Origin of the sequence: Methylomonas rivi (genome assembly GCF_024505165.1) — a bacterium.
Lineage (GTDB): Bacteria > Pseudomonadota > Gammaproteobacteria > Methylococcales > Methylomonadaceae > Methylomonas > Methylomonas rivi.
In genome coordinates this window covers 1-16498 of the sequence record NZ_JANIBK010000020.1, presented here as the reverse complement: position 1 = coordinate 16498, position 16498 = coordinate 1, and the positions used below count along the sequence as shown (strand labels likewise).

Genomic DNA, 16498 nt, shown 5'->3' with positions numbered 1-16498 from the left:
AACCTTATTTTTTCTGTTGGTTACATAACATCGACAAACAATTTGTTGGTTATGTCACTAGGGCGGTCTGTAGGTTGTTTTGTATTAAATATAAAAAAATCAATAGCTTGTAATTATTTTTCGCGTTGGCACGGCCATTGCAATATCCCTGTTGTCATTCACTACAAGTCTTACAAGAGGAGAAGATCATGGCGAAATTACGTCAATGTGCTATTTACGGTAAAGGTGGTATCGGTAAATCGACCACTACTCAAAATCTGGTTGCCGGCTTGGCTGAGCTGGGCAAAAAAGTAATGATCGTCGGTTGCGACCCTAAAGCCGACTCCACGCGTTTAATTCTACACGCAAAAGCGCAAAACTCCATCATGCAAATGGCGGCCGATGCGGGTAGCGTTGAAGATTTGGAATTGGAAGACGTATTGAAAGTGGGTTACCGCGACATTAAATGCGTTGAATCCGGCGGTCCTGAGCCTGGAGTCGGTTGCGCCGGCCGTGGTGTTATTACTGCCATCAACTTCCTGGAAGAAGAAGGCGCTTACGACGAAAACCTGGACTTCGTGTTCTACGATGTATTGGGTGACGTTGTATGCGGCGGTTTCGCGATGCCGATTCGCGAAAACAAAGCGCAAGAAATTTATATCGTTTGCTCGGGCGAAATGATGGCTATGTACGCAGCCAACAACATCGCCAAAGGTATCGTGAAATATGCCAACTCAGGCGGCGTGCGTTTGGCCGGTTTGATCTGCAACTCGCGTCAAACCGCTCGCGAAGACGAACTGATCATGGAATTGGCCAGAAAAATGGGCACTCATATGATTCATTTCGTACCGCGCGACAACGTTGTACAACGCGCTGAAATTCGCCGTATGACCGTAATCGAGTACGAACCAGAAGCTAAACAAGCGCAAGAGTACCGCGATCTGGCCAACAAAATCATCAACAACACCAACCTGGTGATTCCAACTCCAATCACCATGGACGAACTGGAAGACCTGTTGATGGAATTCGGCGTTATGGAAGAAGTCGACGAAAGCGTTGTCGGTATCACCGCCGCCGCCGAAGCGACTGCGTAACACTGTGCGGGTTGGGTTTACCCTTCGGGCATAAAAGCGAAGCGTAACCCAACCCAACATTGCATAGCCAACGTGTTGGGTTACGGCTGGCGCCTAACCCAACCTACATTTTATAGTTCCTAATCGAGGTCAGTTGGGAGATTACCCACGGCCGCTGGAGGATGACATCATGGCTGCCATGACAAGAGAAGAGACCGAAGCGCTTATTCAAGAAGTGCTGGAAGTCTATCCCGAAAAAGCTAAAAAAGATCGCGCCAAACACTTGGCCATTAACGATCAAAGTTTGGAAAAATCGAATAAATGTATTACCTCCAACCGTAAATCCCTACCGGGCGTGATGACCATTCGCGGTTGTGCGTATGCCGGTTCCAAAGGGGTGGTTTGGGGTCCTATCAAGGACATGATCCATATTTCCCACGGCCCTGTCGGTTGCGGACAATATTCCCGCGCCGGCCGCCGTAACTATTATGTAGGTACCACGGGCGTCAACACCTTCGGTACCATGAACTTTACCTCGGATTTTACCGAGAAAGACATCGTTTTCGGCGGCGACAAAAAGCTGGCCAAGTGCATCGACGAAATCGAAACCTTGTTCCCGCTGAACAAAGGTATCTCGATTCAATCCGAGTGCCCGATCGGTTTGATCGGCGACGACATCGAAGCGGTTTCCAAAGTCAAACACAAGGAACACGGTAAAACCATCGTGCCTGTGCGTTGCGAAGGTTTCCGCGGCGTATCGCAATCCTTGGGCCACCATATCGCCAACGACGCGATTCGCGACTGGGTATTGGAAAACCGCGACGGCGACGACAGCTTTCCGACCACGCCTTACGACGTGGCCGTGATCGGCGACTACAACATCGGCGGCGACGCCTGGGCATCGCGTACCTTGTTGGAAGAAATGGGTTTGCGCGTGGTCGCCCAATGGTCCGGCGACGGCACCATTGCCGAGATCGAAAAAACCCCGAAAGTGAAATTGAACCTGATTCACTGCTACCGTTCGATGAACTACATCGCCCGCCACATGGAAGAAAAATATTCCATCCCCTGGATCGAATACAACTTCTTCGGCCCGACCAAAATCGCCGAATCGTTGCGCAGAATCGCCGAGCATTTCGACGACACCATCAAGGAAGGCGCCGAACGCGTTATCGCCCGTTACAAAGCGGAATACGATGCGGTTATCGCTAAATACAAGCCCCGCCTGGAAGGCAAACGCGTGATGTTGTACATCGGCGGCTTGCGTCCGCGCCACGTCATCGGTGCCTATGAGGATTTGGGCATGGAAGTGGTCGGTACCGGTTACGAGTTCGGTCACAACGACGATTACGACCGTACCATCAAGGAAATGGGCAACGCAACCCTGCTGTACGACGACGTCACCGGCTACGAATTCGAAGAGTTCGTCAAAAAAGTGCAGCCCGATTTGGTCGGTTCCGGTATTAAGGAAAAATATATTTTCCAAAAAATGGGCGTGCCGTTCCGTCAAATGCACTCCTGGGATTATTCCGGTCCTTACCACGGCTATGACGGCTTTGCCATTTTTGCCCGCGATATGGACATGACCATTAACAACCCTTGCTGGAAAAGCTTTAAAGCGCCTTGGAAAACCGAGGCTACCGAGAGCGAACCGGTTAAAGCGGTTGCGTAATCCGTAGGGCGGGCAAATTTGCCCGCCTTAATTCCCGGACAGGTGGGCAAGTTTGCCCACCCTACAGGGGTCAAATATCGGTCGGGATTACAGTCCCGGCACAATCCATTCAACGCCGGTCCACAGATTAGTGGCGCGTTAGGAGATTATCATGAGCCAACAAGTCGACAATATTCAACCCAGCTATCCTTTATTCAGAACCGACGAGTACAAGGAAAATCTGGCTAACAAGCGTGCGGAATACGAAGAACGTCATCCGCAAGAAACCATAGATGAAGTATTCCAATGGACCACCACCCAGGAATACCAAGAACTGAACTTTCAACGCGAAGCGATTACCGTCAATCCCGCTAAAGCCTGCCAACCTCTGGGCGCGGTGCTTTGCGCGCTGGGTTTCGAAAAAACCATGCCTTACGTGCACGGTTCGCAAGGTTGCGTGGCTTACTTCCGCACTTACTTCAACCGTCATTTTAAAGAGCCTATCTCTTGCGTTTCCGATTCCATGACCGAAGACGCGGCGGTATTCGGCGGACAGAAAAACATGTTTGCCGGTTTGGAAAACGCCAAAGCCTTGTACAAACCCACCATGATCGCGGTATCGACCACTTGTATGGCGGAAGTGATCGGCGACGACTTGAACGCGTTCATCAACAACGCCAAAAAAGAAGGCCATATCGATCAGGATTATCCCGTTCCGTTCGCGCATACCCCAAGCTTCGTCGGTAGCCATACCACCGGTTGGGACAATATGTTCGAAGGTATTGCCCGTTACTTCACGCTGAACTACATGGAAGGCAAGGAAGTAGGTTCCAACGGCAAAATCAACTTGGTTCCCGGCTTTGAAACCTATTTGGGCAACTTCCGCGTTATTCACCGGATGTTGAACGAAATGGGTGTCGAACATACCTTGTTGAGCGATCCTACCGAAGTGCTGGATACCCCGGCCGACGGTCATTTCAACATGTATGCCGGCGGCACGACTATCGATGAAGTTAAGGATGCGCCTAACGCGATTACCACCGTATTACTGCAACCTTGGCAATTGGAAAAAACCAAAAAATTCGTCGAAAACACCTGGAAACACGACGCGCCTAAGCTGAACATTCCGATGGGCCTGGAGTGGACCGACCAGTTCCTGATGAAAATTTCCGAATTGACCGGCAAACCTATTCCAAAATCGCTGGAAGTCGAACGCGGCCGTTATGTCGACATGATGACCGACTCCCACGCTTGGCTGCACGGCAAAAAATTTGCCTTGTACGGCGACGCCGACTTCGCTTTGGGTATGACTAAATTCCTGTTGGAAATGGGCGCGGAAGTCACCGATGTGTTAGTCAACCACGCGAACAAACGTTATAAAAAAGCCGTTGAAGAAGTGTTGAAAGCCTCTCCTTACGGCCAAAGCGCTACCGTACATATCGGCAAGGATTTGTGGCACTTCCGTTCCTTGATGTTCACCAATAAACCGGACTTCATGATCGGCAACTCCTACGGCAAATTTATCCAACGCGACACCTTCTACAAAGGCGAAGAGTTCGAAGTGCCGTTGATCCGTATCGGTTTCCCCATCTTCGATCGTCACCATCTGCACCGGATGACTACTCTGGGTTACGAAGGCGGTATGTATATGCTGACCACCATAGTCAACGCCTTGTTGGAACAGTTGGATAAGGAAACCAAAGGTATGGGAACCACCGACTACAACTACGATTTGATTCGTTAAATGTAGGTCGGGTTTACCCTTCGGGCATAAAAGCGAAGCGTAACCCGACATTTCAAAGCCTACGCGTCGGGTTACGGCTAAACGCCTAACCCGACCTACACTTGTCTGGAGAATCCCGATGCCCAGCGTCATGCTCAGAAAACGCGAAGACGGTAAATTGCTGTTCTACGTCGCCAAAAAAGATTTGGAAGAAACCATCGAAACGATTGAATTCGATAGCCCGGAAAAATGGGGCGGGGAAGTGGTATTAGGCGACGGTTCCAAGTATTACTTCGAGCCCATGGAGCCCGCGCCCAAGATTCCTACCACCCTGCAAGCGAAACGTTTAGCCGAGGGGTAACCGCCATGGCCTTATATATCGTTGCCGAAGAATGTATTTCCTGCGGCGATTGTAAACCCGTTTGCCCGACCGACTCGATCAAGGAAGGGGCGGTGGTTTTCGAGATCAGTAAGAAAACCTGCACCGAATGCAACGGCGATTACGACGTGCCGCAATGTGTGAAAGTTTGCCCCATCGATAATTGCATATTACCGTTGGTGGCTTGATTAACGGCGGCGCGAAACGGGCCGCCGCCTGTTTCGCCCAATTCTCTCCTCCAAGTCTTAAGGACGCATCGTCATGATCAGCTCGGAACAAGTGCAACGCATTGCCTCCGCCATCCGTACCCAGGCCTTGAGCGAAACGGTGGTATCGGCGCTCAGGAGCGAATATCCCGGTATCCATTTTACTTACTGCATGGAAGACGACATACCCACGCAAGCGCCGGTGCTGGAAGGCGAAGGTTTTAATCTTTATCTGGTCGACGGCCGGGATCATTGCCTGTGCCTGACCAACAACTATGAGCATGCGACAGGCATTGTGATCGCCGAAATCATCGAAGACTAGGTTGGTCCATGGTTGAGCCCATCGAATCCGTTTCGCCGCCGCTGGCCGATTGCAGCCTGTGCCCTTTCCGAAATAAAACCTTGCTGATGGGCCGGTGCATGCCCGGAGATACGTGCGTGTTTGTCGCCAGCGGCCGTCAAATCGACCGTTTCTTCCGCGTCAACCCGGCCTATGCCGTTTTATATTTGCAAGACAAATTTTGGGAGCGGCGCGCCATCGCCGTGCGCTACGCGCCGCAAAAAGCCTTGCATCCCCTGATTAACGACGAAGACGAAGTGGTGAGGCGGGCGGTAGCCTATCGCCTGCCGTCCTCGCAATTGCTGCATTTGATCAACGATCCGGACCGGGAAGTGCGCATGACCGTGGCCGACCGTATCGATCCGGAACACCTGGAAGCCTTGGCCAACGATCCGGATTACATAGTGCGCCTGATGGTGGCCAAGCGCTTGCCGGCGGGGCGGCTGTTCCGTTTTATCAAGGACGACGATGTGCAGGTGCGCAAAATCGTGGCCGGGCGTCTGCCGGAGGTGAGCTTGGGGTTGATGGTCGACGACCCGTCCGCCGACGTCCGGCGTATCGTCGCCGAGCGTTTGCCGCCCGAAGATGCGGTGGCGCTGCTTGGCGATAAGGACTGGGTGGTGCGCTATACGGCCGCCTTGAAAGTCGATCCCAAAAGCCTCGCCGTATTAATCGACGATCCCGAACCCGACGTGCGCGAAGTGGTGCAGCGGCGTCTTCTTCATTCAACCAACGCCCCGGATTCCGAACATGACTGAATCTCGTTTAGTGCTTGCCGGACAAGACATTACCGAATGCTGTAAAAAAATCATTCCCGGCCAAACCGAAGATTTATTGTTGCGCCAACTGCAAAGCCTGGTGCCCGATTACCCCATCCAACTGGCCCTGACCGGCGAAGAATGGTATCGCCTGGGCGGGGTAGTCGGTATGGACGGCAAGCGGATTGCCAACGATCTGATCGAATGGGTGGAGCGCACCTATCTGGAATGCGGGCAAAATCTGCAAACCTTGATCGATTACACCGTCGAACAACAACTGATCGCCACCAAGCAAACCGGCAAAACCCTGTATTTCGTGGTGCAAACCGGCGATCGGGCGGAAGAGTTTACTTTGATCGAAATCGACAAAACCCACGAAGTGTCCGATCGCATGCTGGTAAACGCCATGCAGCCGCCGGAAGATTTGGAAGAGTTTATCGACCCCTTGCAGCCGTTTTGCATCGAAAGTTTCGGCTTCGGCCATTCGCGCTACACCTATCGGCGCAAAACCGACGTCAAACTGTTCATGGAAGTCATCAACGAACGCCACCGCGGCGAACACCCGGTGCAGCGCTTCATGGACGACTGGAACAGAAGCAGCGCCGGCCTGAAAAAACGCTTGTCCGACGAATGGATCATTCGCCCCTATCAGCATACCGGCCGCTTCGGCGAGCAGATCGTCAACGTGGAAATCATTAACACCCAGCATTACATTTTGCCGCACCTGGAAGATTTTTCCGGCAAAAAGGGCAGTGCGCTCAGCAATTTGCTTAACCGCTTCGATCGGCAGGCGGGTTATCCTTTCGCCTGGTTTTTTTACATGCTCAAAGGCAAGCATGTCTCCACCCATTGCGCCGAAGCGGTCTATCGAGATATCGCCGGCGACTTCGCCTACTTGGGGCAGCGCGACGAGGCGGTGTTAAGGGACTGGATCGCCAGTCCGTATAACGTTTAAGCCAACTCGGCCGAGCCGGTTTGTTTGCATGTGCGCAGCAAGGCAGCCTTGCTCATACCGGCCCTGGGAGCGTATCGGTCCCCGTCCGAAATATTTGCGCAACAGAGTTGAGCGCCGCCATGCGGCAGTGCGCCTCTATCGAATATCGCCTTTTTCTTGAACTTTATTATATGCGGTTAATCTTAATTAGCGCATATAACAAGACCAAGAGGAGAGTTGCGATGAACACGCAAAACATAAAAACATCGGCATATTTATCCATTGCCGCGGTCGCGATAATTGTTGGTTTTGCCCCGGTTAATGCCGGAGCGGCCGAAAAAACCAGCCAAGGGCAAAACGCGAACCTGATTTACCAATCCCGGGCGGCCGGTCCCAGTATTTACAGTTACGAAAGCAGCATAACCGGAAAAGTGTCCGTTAAACCGGAACTGATCTATGTCAGTCAGGCTTATGGACCGGCCATTCATAGTTATGCCCATGCCGGTAATGAAACGGTTGTGCCATGGAATGTCGAGTATGTCGACACCGCTTACGGCCAGGCTATCCATAGTTATGACCGGCATCAGGCTAAAGGCGAGGTGAATGTACTGCCGCTGACGGATAAATGAAATAGCCGGGAATGCCGGGGGCGATACCTTCGGCATTCCGAGCGTCGCTAAACTGAAAAATAGTTAGCCCGTATCACTACGGCGAAACCTGTTCGCTCATAAAAACCGTTGCCGCCATTCACAAATAGCGCTGTATGTCCTTGCGGATCGATTCCGGCGTAGCCATGGGCGGATAGCGTTTGATCACTTTGCCGTCGCGGCCGACCAGAAATTTGGTGAAATTCCATTTGACGGCTTTAGTGCTCAGCACGCCGGGCGCGGCGGCTTTTAGATACTGAAACAAGGGATGGGCATGTTGGCCGTTGACCTCTATTTTTTCGAACAACGGAAAGCCGACGCCGAAGTTGGTTGCGCAAAAGTCCGAGATTTCCGCGCCGTCGCCGGGTTCCTGCTGGCCGAATTGGTTGCAGGGGAAGCCCAGCACCGTAAAATCTTGGTCCTTGAATGTCTGATACAAACTCTCCAAGCCCTGATATTGCGGGGTAAAGCCGCAACGGCTGGCGGTATTGACGATCAACAATAATTGGCCCTTGAAGGTGTCCAGGGATATGCTTTCACCGTCGATAAGCCTGGCTTGGAAAGAATATATGCTGTCCATACTAAGCCTTAAGCGGTTTGCGCTTCGTCGATCGGGGTGCGGAAAAAGTTCTTGAAGTAAGGCATGAAACTGGCGGTAATGGGAATCGAGTAAAAACAGTAAATCGCCGCCGCTTCGCCGGTGGAAACGCCCAACAGCCATTGCGGCATAAACAAGGTCATCAAGGCCATGAAGCAATGGTAAGAGGCAATTCTGCGGTTGTTTTTCCACAGAAAACCGCTGAATGCCAGCGCAAATAACGAACCGTGCGTGACCAGGGTGCCGAAGGCGGCGGGTATGGCGTAGCCGATGTGATAAATGCCCATGTACAAGCAGGCCACCATATCGCCGATAAAATTGGGCCGCAGGCCGAACAACTGCCATTCCTTAGGCAGAAAGGTACAAACCAGAAAAAACGAACTCATGCCGATGCCCAGCGTAGTGGCTTTTTTAAGGGCATATTTGTCGCTGGAATAGGTAGCCAGCGCCGGCATGATGGCAAAAGCCTGCAGGGCGATATGGTAGGTGGAGAGTTCGCTGAGGAATAAATTGGCGCCGTAGCCGCACTGGTCGGCCACCGGGTAGGCAAAATATTGAATCAGTTCCATCAACGAAAAATGAAAAATGGCATAGGCGCGCGCGGCCCGCACCCAGAATGCTTCGTCTTTATCCAGAAAAGTGACGCTGGAAGCGGCAAGGCCGATGATACCGAGTCCCAAGGACATGTTTGCACTAAAACACATAGCTTATCCGTATGGCTAATGGCGGCGCGCCGATAAAACCTGATGAAAACCGCGCCGCCGGGTTGAACAGAATCTCTAAAAACCGAGGTACAGCCTGAGTCGACGGTTTATTACAGTGGGGATTCTAACAAACTATCCGCGGGCCCGGCACAAAACGCAGCGGATTAATGTGGGATTTTAAGCCGGCTATCGGCAAAGCCATCGTTAGCACATGGATAGCGTTTCCCCAAGGGCGCGGAAAAATCATTTTATATGCGTCGGCCGGCAGCAAAGCCTGTTACCGCCCGCTGGGGTTTTACGCGCATGACAACCGTGGCCATTTTCGCCGACCGGGAGCAAGCGCTGGAAATGGGTTTGTCGATCGGTAATTGACGCCATTGATGCCGGCAGCGTTTCCGGGCAGTCGTAGGCTACGCACTGCGTACCCTCTTTTACGGACGTCACCGCACGTTTGCCATCGCCCGGTAGTCCGGCGCCAAAGAATGCGGTGCCGGTGAAGCCTCGCTGTCAAGGAGTCCGCCCGCACATAGCGGCGGGATTCACTAGCGCCGATTGGTCAAACCCAGTCGGCGCTCGCAAGCTCTAAACAATCTCCAACTTTGCATAAGCCAGCATCAGCCATTTGATGCCGGCGTTGCGGAAATTGATTTGCACGCGTTCCTGGTCGCCGTCGCCTTCGGTTTGCAGTACCACGCCTTCGCCGAATTTTTCATGCCGAACGGATTGCCCCATGCGGTACTTGCCGGATTTTGCATTCAAGCTGCCCAGGCTGGCGCCGCTGCCGGCAACCGGGCGGCTGATATTGGCGCGCATGCGGATTTCCTGCAGGGTTTCCGGCGGAATTTCCCGCAAAAACCGCGATGGGCTGGGGTAGTTGTCCTTGCCGTACAGTCGGCGCGATTCGGCGTGGGTCAGGTAAAGCTGTTCCCTGGCGCGGGTGATGCCGACATAACACAGGCGGCGTTCTTCCTGCAGGCGGCCGGCGTCGTCGGTGGCTTGTTGAGAAGGGAACAAGCCTTCTTCCATGCCCACCATGAACACCAATTTGAATTCCAGGCCCTTGGCCGAATGCAGGGTCATCAGCTGTACGCAGTCTTCATCCGCATCGGCCTGCATGTCGCCGGCTTCCAGCGCGGCGTGGGTCAGGAACATATCCAGCTCGCTAAGGTTTTCGTCGTTTTGGTTGTCGTAATCGAATAAACGGGCAGCGTTGACCAGTTCCTCCAGGTTTTCCACCCGGGTTTCGCCCTTGTCCTGTTTTTCCTTTTTATACAGCTCGATCAGGCCGCTTTTTTCCACGACCCGTTTGACGGTTTCGTACAAGGCCAAATCCTGCGTATCCGCGCCGAGTTGCAGGATCAATTGCATGAAAGCATTCAAAGCCGTGCCGGCACGCGGCGGCAAACGATTTTCCGCCAGCATTTTTTCCGAGGCTTGCCACAAGGACAGGCTTTGCTCGCGCGCCAGCAGTCGCATGTCGTCCAGTGTTTTGGCACCGATGCCGCGCGTCGGGGTGTTGACCACCCGCTCGAAGGAAGCGTCGTCATCGTGATGGCTGGCCAGGCGCAGATAGGCGAGGGCGTTTTTGATTTCCATGCGTTCGAAAAAACGCAGGCCGCCGTATACCCGGTACGGGGTGCCGGTGGTCATTAAACGTTCTTCGAATTGGCGGGACTGGGCGTTGGAACGGTACAAAATCGCCGCGTCGCTACGCAAACCGCCGTCCTTGATCCATTGGCGGATTTTTTCCACCACGAAGTAGGCTTCGTCCTGCTCGTTGAAGGCCGAATACAAAGAAATCATGTGGCCTTCGCCGGACTCGGTCCAGAGCTCCTTGCCCATGCGGGCGTCGTTGTTGGCGATCAGGGTGTTGGCGGCCTTTAAAATATGCCCGGTGGAACGGTAATTTTGCTCCAACCGCACCACTTGGTGGCCGGGATAATGTTTTTGGAAGGCAAAGATATTTTCGATTTTGGCGCCGCGCCAGCCGTAAATCGATTGGTCGTCGTCGCCGACCACGAACAGATTGTTGTTGCCCTCGGTCAACAGCCGCAGCCAAGCGTATTGAATGGTGTTGGTGTCCTGAAACTCGTCGACATGCACTTGTTGAAAACGCTGCCGGTAAAAGCTCAGCAAATCGGCGTTGTCGCGCAGCAATTCATGAGCGCGCAGTAGGAGTTCGGCAAAATCCACTAAGCCGGAGCGGTCGCAGAGTTCTTCGTAGGCTTTGTACGCCGCCAGCATTTGCCGCTGATAGAAATCGCCGCTTTCGGCCATGTGGCGGGCGCGGATGCCTTCTTCCTTTTGCGCATTGATGAACCATTGCACCTGCTTGGGCGGCCATTTGCCGTCGTCGATGTTCATGGCTTTCAACAAGCGTTTGACGATGCGCAGTTGGTCGTCGCTGTCCATGACCTGAAAGTTATCCGGCAGCTTGGCTTGCTTGGCGTGCTGGCGCAGCAAGCGGTGGGCCAGGCCGTGAAAGGTGCCTATCCACATGGAGCGCGCGGAAATATTCAATAACTCTTCCACCCGGCCGCGCATTTCGTTGGCGGCCTTGTTGGTGAATGTCACCGCCAGAATATGTTGAGGCGATAAATGATTGATTTTAATGTGCCAGGCGATGCGGTGCACCAGTACCCGGGTCTTGCCGCTGCCGGCCCCGGCCAGCACCAGCATGGCTTGTTCCGGGGCGGAAACGGCCAGACGCTGAGCGTCGTTTAATGGGGCAATAATTGAGGAGACATCCATTTTTTGTTTGCAGATTTCAATCAGCTGTGTATATTTGCGGGCTCTATATAAAGGAAAGCCTTAAGTCAGGATAATAAAAACAATAGTACACAGAGAGGGTTGGAAATGAGTTTCGATTATAAACGCATGATTAAGTTTGAACACAACGTCGGCGCAAAAGATAAGAAAATTCGCTTGTATGCGGGCGTGGCGTTGTTGGCCGTGTCTTTATTTACCGCCAGCGTCATATTGCTGCTGGTCGGCTTGGTGTTGGTGGCCACCAGTTATTTCGGCTGGTGCCCTGCTTATTCCGGCTTCGGTAAAAATAGCCTGGAAGCCGGCGAGGTAGCGGCCGAGGCCCCAGCGGCGGCCGAGACCGAATCCGAAAACGACGCTCAATAAACCGTTCGGCCGTCCGGATTTTTATATGAGCAATCCGGATGGCCGAATTTTAATCGCTATCTTCTTTTCTGTATTCCCCTTCAATGACGTCCGCGGCGGGGCGGCCGGGTTGCGTGAATATGCCGCCGGCTCCGGTAACCAATAAATGATTTTCTATGACGTATTGGGCAAATTTACGGCGCAGGGCCGGAATCAGGCAGGCAAAGCCCAGCGCGTCGGTAAAAAATCCCGGCGTCAGCAGCAAGGCGCCTCCGACCAGTAAAATCGGGCCTTCTATCATTTCGTACGCGGGAATCGCGCCTTGGGCCAGATTGTTCTGAAAACGCTGCCAGGTGGCGAAACCTTGGCGGCGCAACAGCCAGGCGCCCAACGCGGCGGTAAATACCACCAGGAAAATAGTCGGAAACGCGCCGATCAGGCCGCCAACTTGCAAAAGTAGGTAAATTTCCACGAAGGGAACGACCAAAAAAAACAGAAACAGTATGCGTATGGCTTTCATGAATGGATGGCTAAATGGGTATCTTAAGCCGACAGTTTAACCGATTTATAGGCATGTCATCTTCGTTTACGCCTGTTAAGCGATAGGGCCGGCCGCTTCGCTTAAATATTCCCAGGGTTTTGAGGGATAATAGCAACATGCATCATTTGATTTATTGTACCTGTCCGGACAGGGAAACCGCCGAAAGCATTGCCGGACGTTTAATCGCCGAAAAATTGGCCGCCTGCGTGAATATTTTGCCGGGCGTGCTTTCCGTTTACGAATGGCAGGGGCAAATCGAAATCGCGCAGGAACATTTGCTGCTGATCAAAAGTCCACCGGCCCGTTACGATGCCATCGAAGCCGCCATTAAAACCCTACACCCTTATCAACTCCCTGAAATCATTGCGGTCGCGATTGAACGCGGCTCCGCCGAGTATTTGAAATGGATAGACTCATGCCTGCCTACCAACTGATTTTGTTTTGCTTGTTATCGCTGGTGTTCCAGCCGGCCCGGGCGTTAAACAGCGAGGATATTTTACCGCCCGACCAGGTTTTTAAATTAACGGCTGTTGGACAGTCCCGGCAACAGCTTGAGCTGGAATGGCAAATCGAGCCGGGTTATCACCTGTACCGCGACAAGACCAAAGTCGAATCCGAATCAGCGGAGATTCGAATAGGCGCTCTGCAAATGCCGGAAGGCGCCCTGGAACACGATGCGGTTTTCGGCGACACCAGCGTTTACCGCGACCGTCTCAAACTGACCGTGCCTATCGTCAATCCCAATAATCTGCCGAGGGTTGAATTGTCGGTGAAATATCAGGGCTGCGCGGACATCGGGGTGTGTTATCCGCCGCAAAAGAAACGCATCGGCGTGGCGTTGCCGGCCGCCATGGCGGCCGAGCCGGCCAATGCGGTCAATCAATTTTTCGGCGGTTTGAAAAAACTCACTTCCAGCTTGTCAACGGACGAATTGTTGCCGCCCGAGCAGGCGTTTCAATTTTTCGCTACCGTTAAGGACGCGCATACCGTGCATGTCAGCTGGTTGATCGCGGACGGCTATTATCTGTATAAGCACAAGCTGGGCCTGCAGCTGGACGCGCCGAGCCGGAGCCAATTGGCCAAGTTGCCGTTGCCGGCGGGCGAAACCCATCTGGACGAAGAATTCGGCCAAGTCGAAATTTATCGCAATGAATTGAGCCTGGATGTGCCGTTGCAACGGCAATCGCTGGCGGCGGAAAGCGTGGAATTGACCGCAAAATTTCAAGGTTGCGCGGACAGGGGGGTGTGTTATCCGCCGATGACCGGCAAAGTGGTTTTGCAGTTGCCGGCCGCTCAAACATTAGCCCCGCTTTCCATCGCCGAATCGAATGACACGCTATCGGAGCAGGACCGGATCGTCGATGCCTTGAAAAGCGACAGTCTGGCCTTGACCTTGATCAGTTTCTTCGGCTTTGGGCTGTTATTGTCGCTGACGCCGTGCGTATTCCCGATGATTCCGATTTTGTCGGGCATCATCGTCGGCCACGGCCACCAAATCGGCACCCGCAAGGCCTTTCTGCTGTCCGCCTGTTTTGTATTGGCGTCGGCTTTGATGTACACCGTCTTCGGTATCCTGGCGGCCTTGTTCGGCAGTAATTTGCAGGCCGCTTTTCAGGAACCCTGGGTGGTGGCTACTTTTGCCGGGCTGTTTGTGTTGCTGTCGTTGTCGATGTTCGGTTTCTACGAGTTGCAGTTGCCTTCGGCGTTGCAATCGAAGCTGCATCGTTCCAGCGACCGGCACCGGGACGGCTCCTATTGGGGAGCCGGCATCATGGGTGCATTATCGTCCTTGATCGTCGGGCCTTGCGTGGCGGCGCCGTTGGCGGCGGCCTTGATTTATATCGGCCAGACCGGCGATGTGGTGTTGGGCGGTTCGGCGCTATTCGCCATGGGGCTGGGCATGGGGCTGCCGCTGTTGCTGGTCGGCGCTTCCGCCGGCAAGTTGCTGCCCAGGGCCGGCGAATGGATGAACGCCACCAAGGCGGTGTTCGGCGTCATCATGCTGGCAGTGGCGGTGTGGATGCTGTCGCGGATTTTGCCTGCGGCCGTCACCATGCTGTTGTCGGCGATGCTGCTGATCGTTCCGTCGATTTATTTAAACGCCGTCGAGCCGTTGCCGCGGCCGGCTTCCGGTTGGAAGAAATTATGGAAAGGTCTGGGCTTGATGATGTTGCTGTTCGGCGCGATGCAGTTGATCGGTTTGAGCGCGGGCAACACCAACCCCTTGCAGCCCTTGGCGGGTTTGGCGGTCGGCGGCGAAACGCCGGCTAAAACCGGTATTCGTTTTCAACGGGTACGCAGCATCGCCGAGTTGGAGCAAACCTTGCAACAAGCAAAAGCCAAGCAGCAGTGGGTGATGCTGGATTTTTATGCCGACTGGTGCGTGTCCTGCAAGGAAATGGAGGCCTATACTTTCACCGATGCGCAAGTTAAACAACAGCTGAAGGATTTCGTGCTGATTCAGGCCAACGTCACCGAAAACAACGCCGACGATAAAGCCTTGCTGCAACGCTTTAATCTGGTCGGTCCGCCCGGCATCGTGTTTTTCGACCCCGCCGGGCAGGAACGCGGCAATAAACGGGTGATCGGTTATCAGGATGCCGCTACTTTCGTCAACACCTTAAAGCAATTATGAAAACCACGATAATGATTGTGCTGGTGGCGGCGCTGTGTTTGGCCGCCGGTATTTTATCGCACCGGCAAACTCGACCGGAGGTTGCCGCCGAAGCGGCGAGTCCGGCGCTGCAATTCCGTTTTCCGGATACGAATGGGCAGGAGCAAGACGCGGCCCAATGGCGGGGCAAAATTTTGGTCGTCAATTTTTGGGCCACTTGGTGCCCGCCTTGTTTAAAGGAAATTCCGGAATTTATCCAATGGCAAGATACGTATCGGACTAAAAACCTGCAGTTTGTCGGTATCGCCCTGGACGATCAAGCGTCCGTTGCCGAATACTTGCAACGCATTGCCGTCAATTATCCGATCCTGATCGCCGGCGATGAGGGCGGCGCTTTGGCGCATCAACTGGGTAATATTATTAACGCGGTCCCGTTTACCGTTATCGTCGATCGACAAGGCCGAATCGTGCATCGCCAGCCGGGCGAACTGACCAAGGAGCAGTTTTTGCGCGCCGTGGAGCCGCTGTTGGCGGCCGAAAACCAAATAGCCGATAAATCGCTATAAAATGCGGGTTTATCTGGACAAAAACCTACAAATTAGGCAGAATTCCCCCCTTCAAAATTCTTGACCGTTTAATAATTGCATGGCGACTATTACCGTTCTCAACGGCCCCAATTTGAATCTGTTAGGCGTGCGGGAGCCGGGTTTATACGGCAATAAAACCTTGCGGGATATTCAAAACAGTCTCGAACAGCTAGCCGCGACACTCGGCCATGATTTGGAGTTTTTTCAAAGCAATGCCGAGTTCGAGATCATCGAGCAAATCCACTTGGCCTATGGCCGAGGTGTCGATTTCATCCTTATCAATCCGGCGGCATTTACGCATACCAGCGTGGCGATACGCGATGCCCTGCTGGCCACCAAGATTGCATTCATTGAAGTACATTTGTCCAATGTGCATGCCCGCGAAGCTTTCAGGCGACATTCTTATTTCTCGGATATCGCCGTAGGCGTTATCTGTGGCCTGGGAGCCCGCGGTTACGAACTGGCTTTACAAGCCGCTCATCAGATATTACAAGAGAGAACTCAGAACAATGGATATTAGAAAAATAAAAAAACTCATCGATCTTATCGAGGAATCCGATATTGCTGAGATTGAAATTAGCGAGGGAGAGGAGTCGGTCAGAATCAGCCGTTATTCAGCCGCGGCGCCAGTTCAATATGCCGCGCCTGTCGCC

19 protein-coding genes are annotated in these 16498 nt (G+C 53.3%); 15 read left to right on the top strand and 4 right to left on the bottom strand.

The window, feature by feature from the left end; genetic code table 11:
- The first annotated feature begins 188 nt into the window (after nt 1-188).
- The 9 genes from nifH (at nt 189) to NP596_RS05750 (ending at nt 7672) form a co-directional block, all read left to right on the top strand.
- Entirely contained in the window at nt 189-1073 is an 885-nt protein-coding gene (gene nifH, locus NP596_RS05790) for a nitrogenase iron protein (protein WP_256614331.1), read from the top strand.
- A 169-nt stretch (nt 1074-1242) separates the two neighbouring features.
- Nucleotides 1243-2724 (top strand): nitrogenase molybdenum-iron protein alpha chain, encoded by a 1482-nt coding sequence (gene nifD / locus NP596_RS05785; protein ID WP_256614330.1) that lies wholly within the window; start codon nt 1243-1245, stop codon nt 2722-2724.
- 151 nt (nt 2725-2875) lie between these two features.
- Complete coding sequence (gene nifK, locus NP596_RS05780) at nt 2876-4447, top strand: nitrogenase molybdenum-iron protein subunit beta (RefSeq protein ID WP_256614329.1); 1572 nt, start codon at nt 2876-2878, stop codon at nt 4445-4447.
- Between the two features lie 118 nt (nt 4448-4565).
- Nucleotides 4566-4787, top strand: coding sequence for a putative nitrogen fixation protein NifT (nifT, locus tag NP596_RS05775; RefSeq protein ID WP_256614328.1), 222 nt, complete (start codon nt 4566-4568; stop codon nt 4785-4787).
- 5 nt (nt 4788-4792) lie between these two features.
- Nucleotides 4793-4993 carry a 4Fe-4S binding protein gene (locus NP596_RS05770; RefSeq protein WP_215582520.1) on the top strand — a complete coding sequence of 67 codons (201 nt, stop codon included), beginning with the start codon at nt 4793-4795 and terminating at the stop codon, nt 4991-4993.
- Nucleotides 4994-5066: 73 nt separating this feature from the next.
- Nucleotides 5067-5333: a DUF6129 family protein gene (locus NP596_RS05765; RefSeq protein WP_256614327.1), complete on the top strand. Its 267-nt coding sequence runs from the start codon at nt 5067-5069 to the stop codon at nt 5331-5333.
- Between the two features lie 8 nt (nt 5334-5341).
- Complete coding sequence (locus NP596_RS05760) at nt 5342-6109, top strand: 4Fe4S-binding leucine-rich repeat protein (protein ID WP_256614326.1); 768 nt, start codon at nt 5342-5344, stop codon at nt 6107-6109.
- Nucleotides 6102-7064: a hypothetical protein gene (locus NP596_RS05755; protein ID WP_256614325.1), complete on the top strand. Its 963-nt coding sequence runs from the start codon at nt 6102-6104 to the stop codon at nt 7062-7064. The genes NP596_RS05760 and NP596_RS05755 overlap by 8 nt, the downstream gene beginning before the upstream one ends.
- Before the next feature lie 221 nt (nt 7065-7285).
- Nucleotides 7286-7672: a hypothetical protein gene (locus tag NP596_RS05750; protein WP_256614324.1), complete on the top strand. Its 387-nt coding sequence runs from the start codon at nt 7286-7288 to the stop codon at nt 7670-7672.
- A gap of 118 nt (nt 7673-7790) precedes the next feature.
- On the opposite strand, the gene NP596_RS05745 is transcribed toward NP596_RS05750, so the two are convergent.
- The 3 genes from NP596_RS05745 to uvrD all read right to left on the bottom strand — a co-directional run bounded on the left by NP596_RS05745 (nt 7791) and on the right by uvrD (nt 11743).
- Complete coding sequence (locus NP596_RS05745) at nt 7791-8270, bottom strand: glutathione peroxidase (RefSeq protein ID WP_256614323.1); 480 nt, start codon at nt 8268-8270, stop codon at nt 7791-7793.
- A gap of 8 nt (nt 8271-8278) precedes the next feature.
- Nucleotides 8279-8992: a DUF5765 domain-containing protein gene (locus NP596_RS05740; protein ID WP_256614322.1), complete on the bottom strand. Its 714-nt coding sequence runs from the start codon at nt 8990-8992 to the stop codon at nt 8279-8281.
- Between the two features lie 582 nt (nt 8993-9574).
- Nucleotides 9575-11743 (bottom strand): DNA helicase II, encoded by a 2169-nt coding sequence (gene uvrD / locus NP596_RS05735; protein ID WP_256614321.1) that lies wholly within the window; start codon nt 11741-11743, stop codon nt 9575-9577.
- 105 nt (nt 11744-11848) lie between these two features.
- On the opposite strand from uvrD, the gene NP596_RS05730 reads away from it, so the two are divergent.
- Nucleotides 11849-12124, top strand: a complete 276-nt coding sequence (locus NP596_RS05730) for a YgaP family membrane protein (RefSeq protein WP_256614320.1) — start codon at nt 11849-11851, stop codon at nt 12122-12124.
- A gap of 49 nt (nt 12125-12173) precedes the next feature.
- Here the strand turns inward: NP596_RS05730 and NP596_RS05725 are convergent, their stop codons facing one another.
- Nucleotides 12174-12623, bottom strand: coding sequence for an FxsA family protein (locus NP596_RS05725; RefSeq protein ID WP_256614319.1), 450 nt, complete (start codon nt 12621-12623; stop codon nt 12174-12176).
- A gap of 137 nt (nt 12624-12760) precedes the next feature.
- On the opposite strand from NP596_RS05725, the gene cutA reads away from it, so the two are divergent.
- The 5 genes from cutA to NP596_RS05700 all read left to right on the top strand — a co-directional run.
- The gene (cutA, locus tag NP596_RS05720; RefSeq protein WP_256614318.1) at nt 12761-13078 is read left to right on the top strand and encodes a divalent-cation tolerance protein CutA; all 318 of its coding nucleotides are present in this window, start codon (nt 12761-12763) and stop codon (nt 13076-13078) included.
- Nucleotides 13060-15279 carry a protein-disulfide reductase DsbD gene (locus tag NP596_RS05715; protein ID WP_256614317.1) on the top strand — a complete coding sequence of 740 codons (2220 nt, stop codon included), beginning with the start codon at nt 13060-13062 and terminating at the stop codon, nt 15277-15279. The genes cutA and NP596_RS05715 overlap by 19 nt, the downstream gene beginning before the upstream one ends.
- Nucleotides 15276-15824: a TlpA family protein disulfide reductase gene (locus NP596_RS05710; protein WP_256614316.1), complete on the top strand. Its 549-nt coding sequence runs from the start codon at nt 15276-15278 to the stop codon at nt 15822-15824. The genes NP596_RS05715 and NP596_RS05710 overlap by 4 nt, the downstream gene beginning before the upstream one ends.
- Nucleotides 15825-15903: 79 nt before the next feature.
- Entirely contained in the window at nt 15904-16365 is a 462-nt protein-coding gene (gene aroQ, locus NP596_RS05705) for a type II 3-dehydroquinate dehydratase (RefSeq protein ID WP_256614315.1), read from the top strand.
- The coding region (locus NP596_RS05700; protein ID WP_504129789.1) for a DUF8684 domain-containing protein at nt 16355-16498 on the top strand (144 nt) is incomplete at its 3' end. The genes aroQ and NP596_RS05700, both read left to right, overlap by 11 nt.

What these genes read in the sequence shown, in the direction of transcription:
- nifH (WP_256614331.1), top strand. Translation starts at nt 189, where the DNA reads ATGGCGAAATTACGTCAATGTGCTATTTACGGTAAAGGTGGTATCGGT.
- nifD (WP_256614330.1), top strand. Translation starts at nt 1,243, where the DNA reads ATGGCTGCCATGACAAGAGAAGAGACCGAAGCGCTTATTCAAGAAGTG.
- nifK (WP_256614329.1), top strand. Translation starts at nt 2,876, where the DNA reads ATGAGCCAACAAGTCGACAATATTCAACCCAGCTATCCTTTATTCAGA.
- nifT (WP_256614328.1), top strand. Translation starts at nt 4,566, where the DNA reads ATGCCCAGCGTCATGCTCAGAAAACGCGAAGACGGTAAATTGCTGTTC.
- NP596_RS05770 (WP_215582520.1), top strand. Translation starts at nt 4,793, where the DNA reads ATGGCCTTATATATCGTTGCCGAAGAATGTATTTCCTGCGGCGATTGT.
- NP596_RS05765 (WP_256614327.1), top strand. Translation starts at nt 5,067, where the DNA reads ATGATCAGCTCGGAACAAGTGCAACGCATTGCCTCCGCCATCCGTACC.
- NP596_RS05760 (WP_256614326.1), top strand. Translation starts at nt 5,342, where the DNA reads ATGGTTGAGCCCATCGAATCCGTTTCGCCGCCGCTGGCCGATTGCAGC.
- NP596_RS05755 (WP_256614325.1), top strand. Translation starts at nt 6,102, where the DNA reads ATGACTGAATCTCGTTTAGTGCTTGCCGGACAAGACATTACCGAATGC.
- NP596_RS05750 (WP_256614324.1), top strand. Translation starts at nt 7,286, where the DNA reads ATGAACACGCAAAACATAAAAACATCGGCATATTTATCCATTGCCGCG.
- NP596_RS05745 (WP_256614323.1), bottom strand. Translation starts at nt 8,270, where the DNA reads ATGGACAGCATATATTCTTTCCAAGCCAGGCTTATCGACGGTGAAAGC.
- NP596_RS05740 (WP_256614322.1), bottom strand. Translation starts at nt 8,992, where the DNA reads ATGTGTTTTAGTGCAAACATGTCCTTGGGACTCGGTATCATCGGCCTT.
- uvrD (WP_256614321.1), bottom strand. Translation starts at nt 11,743, where the DNA reads ATGGATGTCTCCTCAATTATTGCCCCATTAAACGACGCTCAGCGTCTG.
- NP596_RS05730 (WP_256614320.1), top strand. Translation starts at nt 11,849, where the DNA reads ATGAGTTTCGATTATAAACGCATGATTAAGTTTGAACACAACGTCGGC.
- NP596_RS05725 (WP_256614319.1), bottom strand. Translation starts at nt 12,623, where the DNA reads ATGAAAGCCATACGCATACTGTTTCTGTTTTTTTTGGTCGTTCCCTTC.
- cutA (WP_256614318.1), top strand. Translation starts at nt 12,761, where the DNA reads ATGCATCATTTGATTTATTGTACCTGTCCGGACAGGGAAACCGCCGAA.
- NP596_RS05715 (WP_256614317.1), top strand. Translation starts at nt 13,060, where the DNA reads ATGCCTGCCTACCAACTGATTTTGTTTTGCTTGTTATCGCTGGTGTTC.
- NP596_RS05710 (WP_256614316.1), top strand. Translation starts at nt 15,276, where the DNA reads ATGAAAACCACGATAATGATTGTGCTGGTGGCGGCGCTGTGTTTGGCC.
- aroQ (WP_256614315.1), top strand. Translation starts at nt 15,904, where the DNA reads ATGGCGACTATTACCGTTCTCAACGGCCCCAATTTGAATCTGTTAGGC.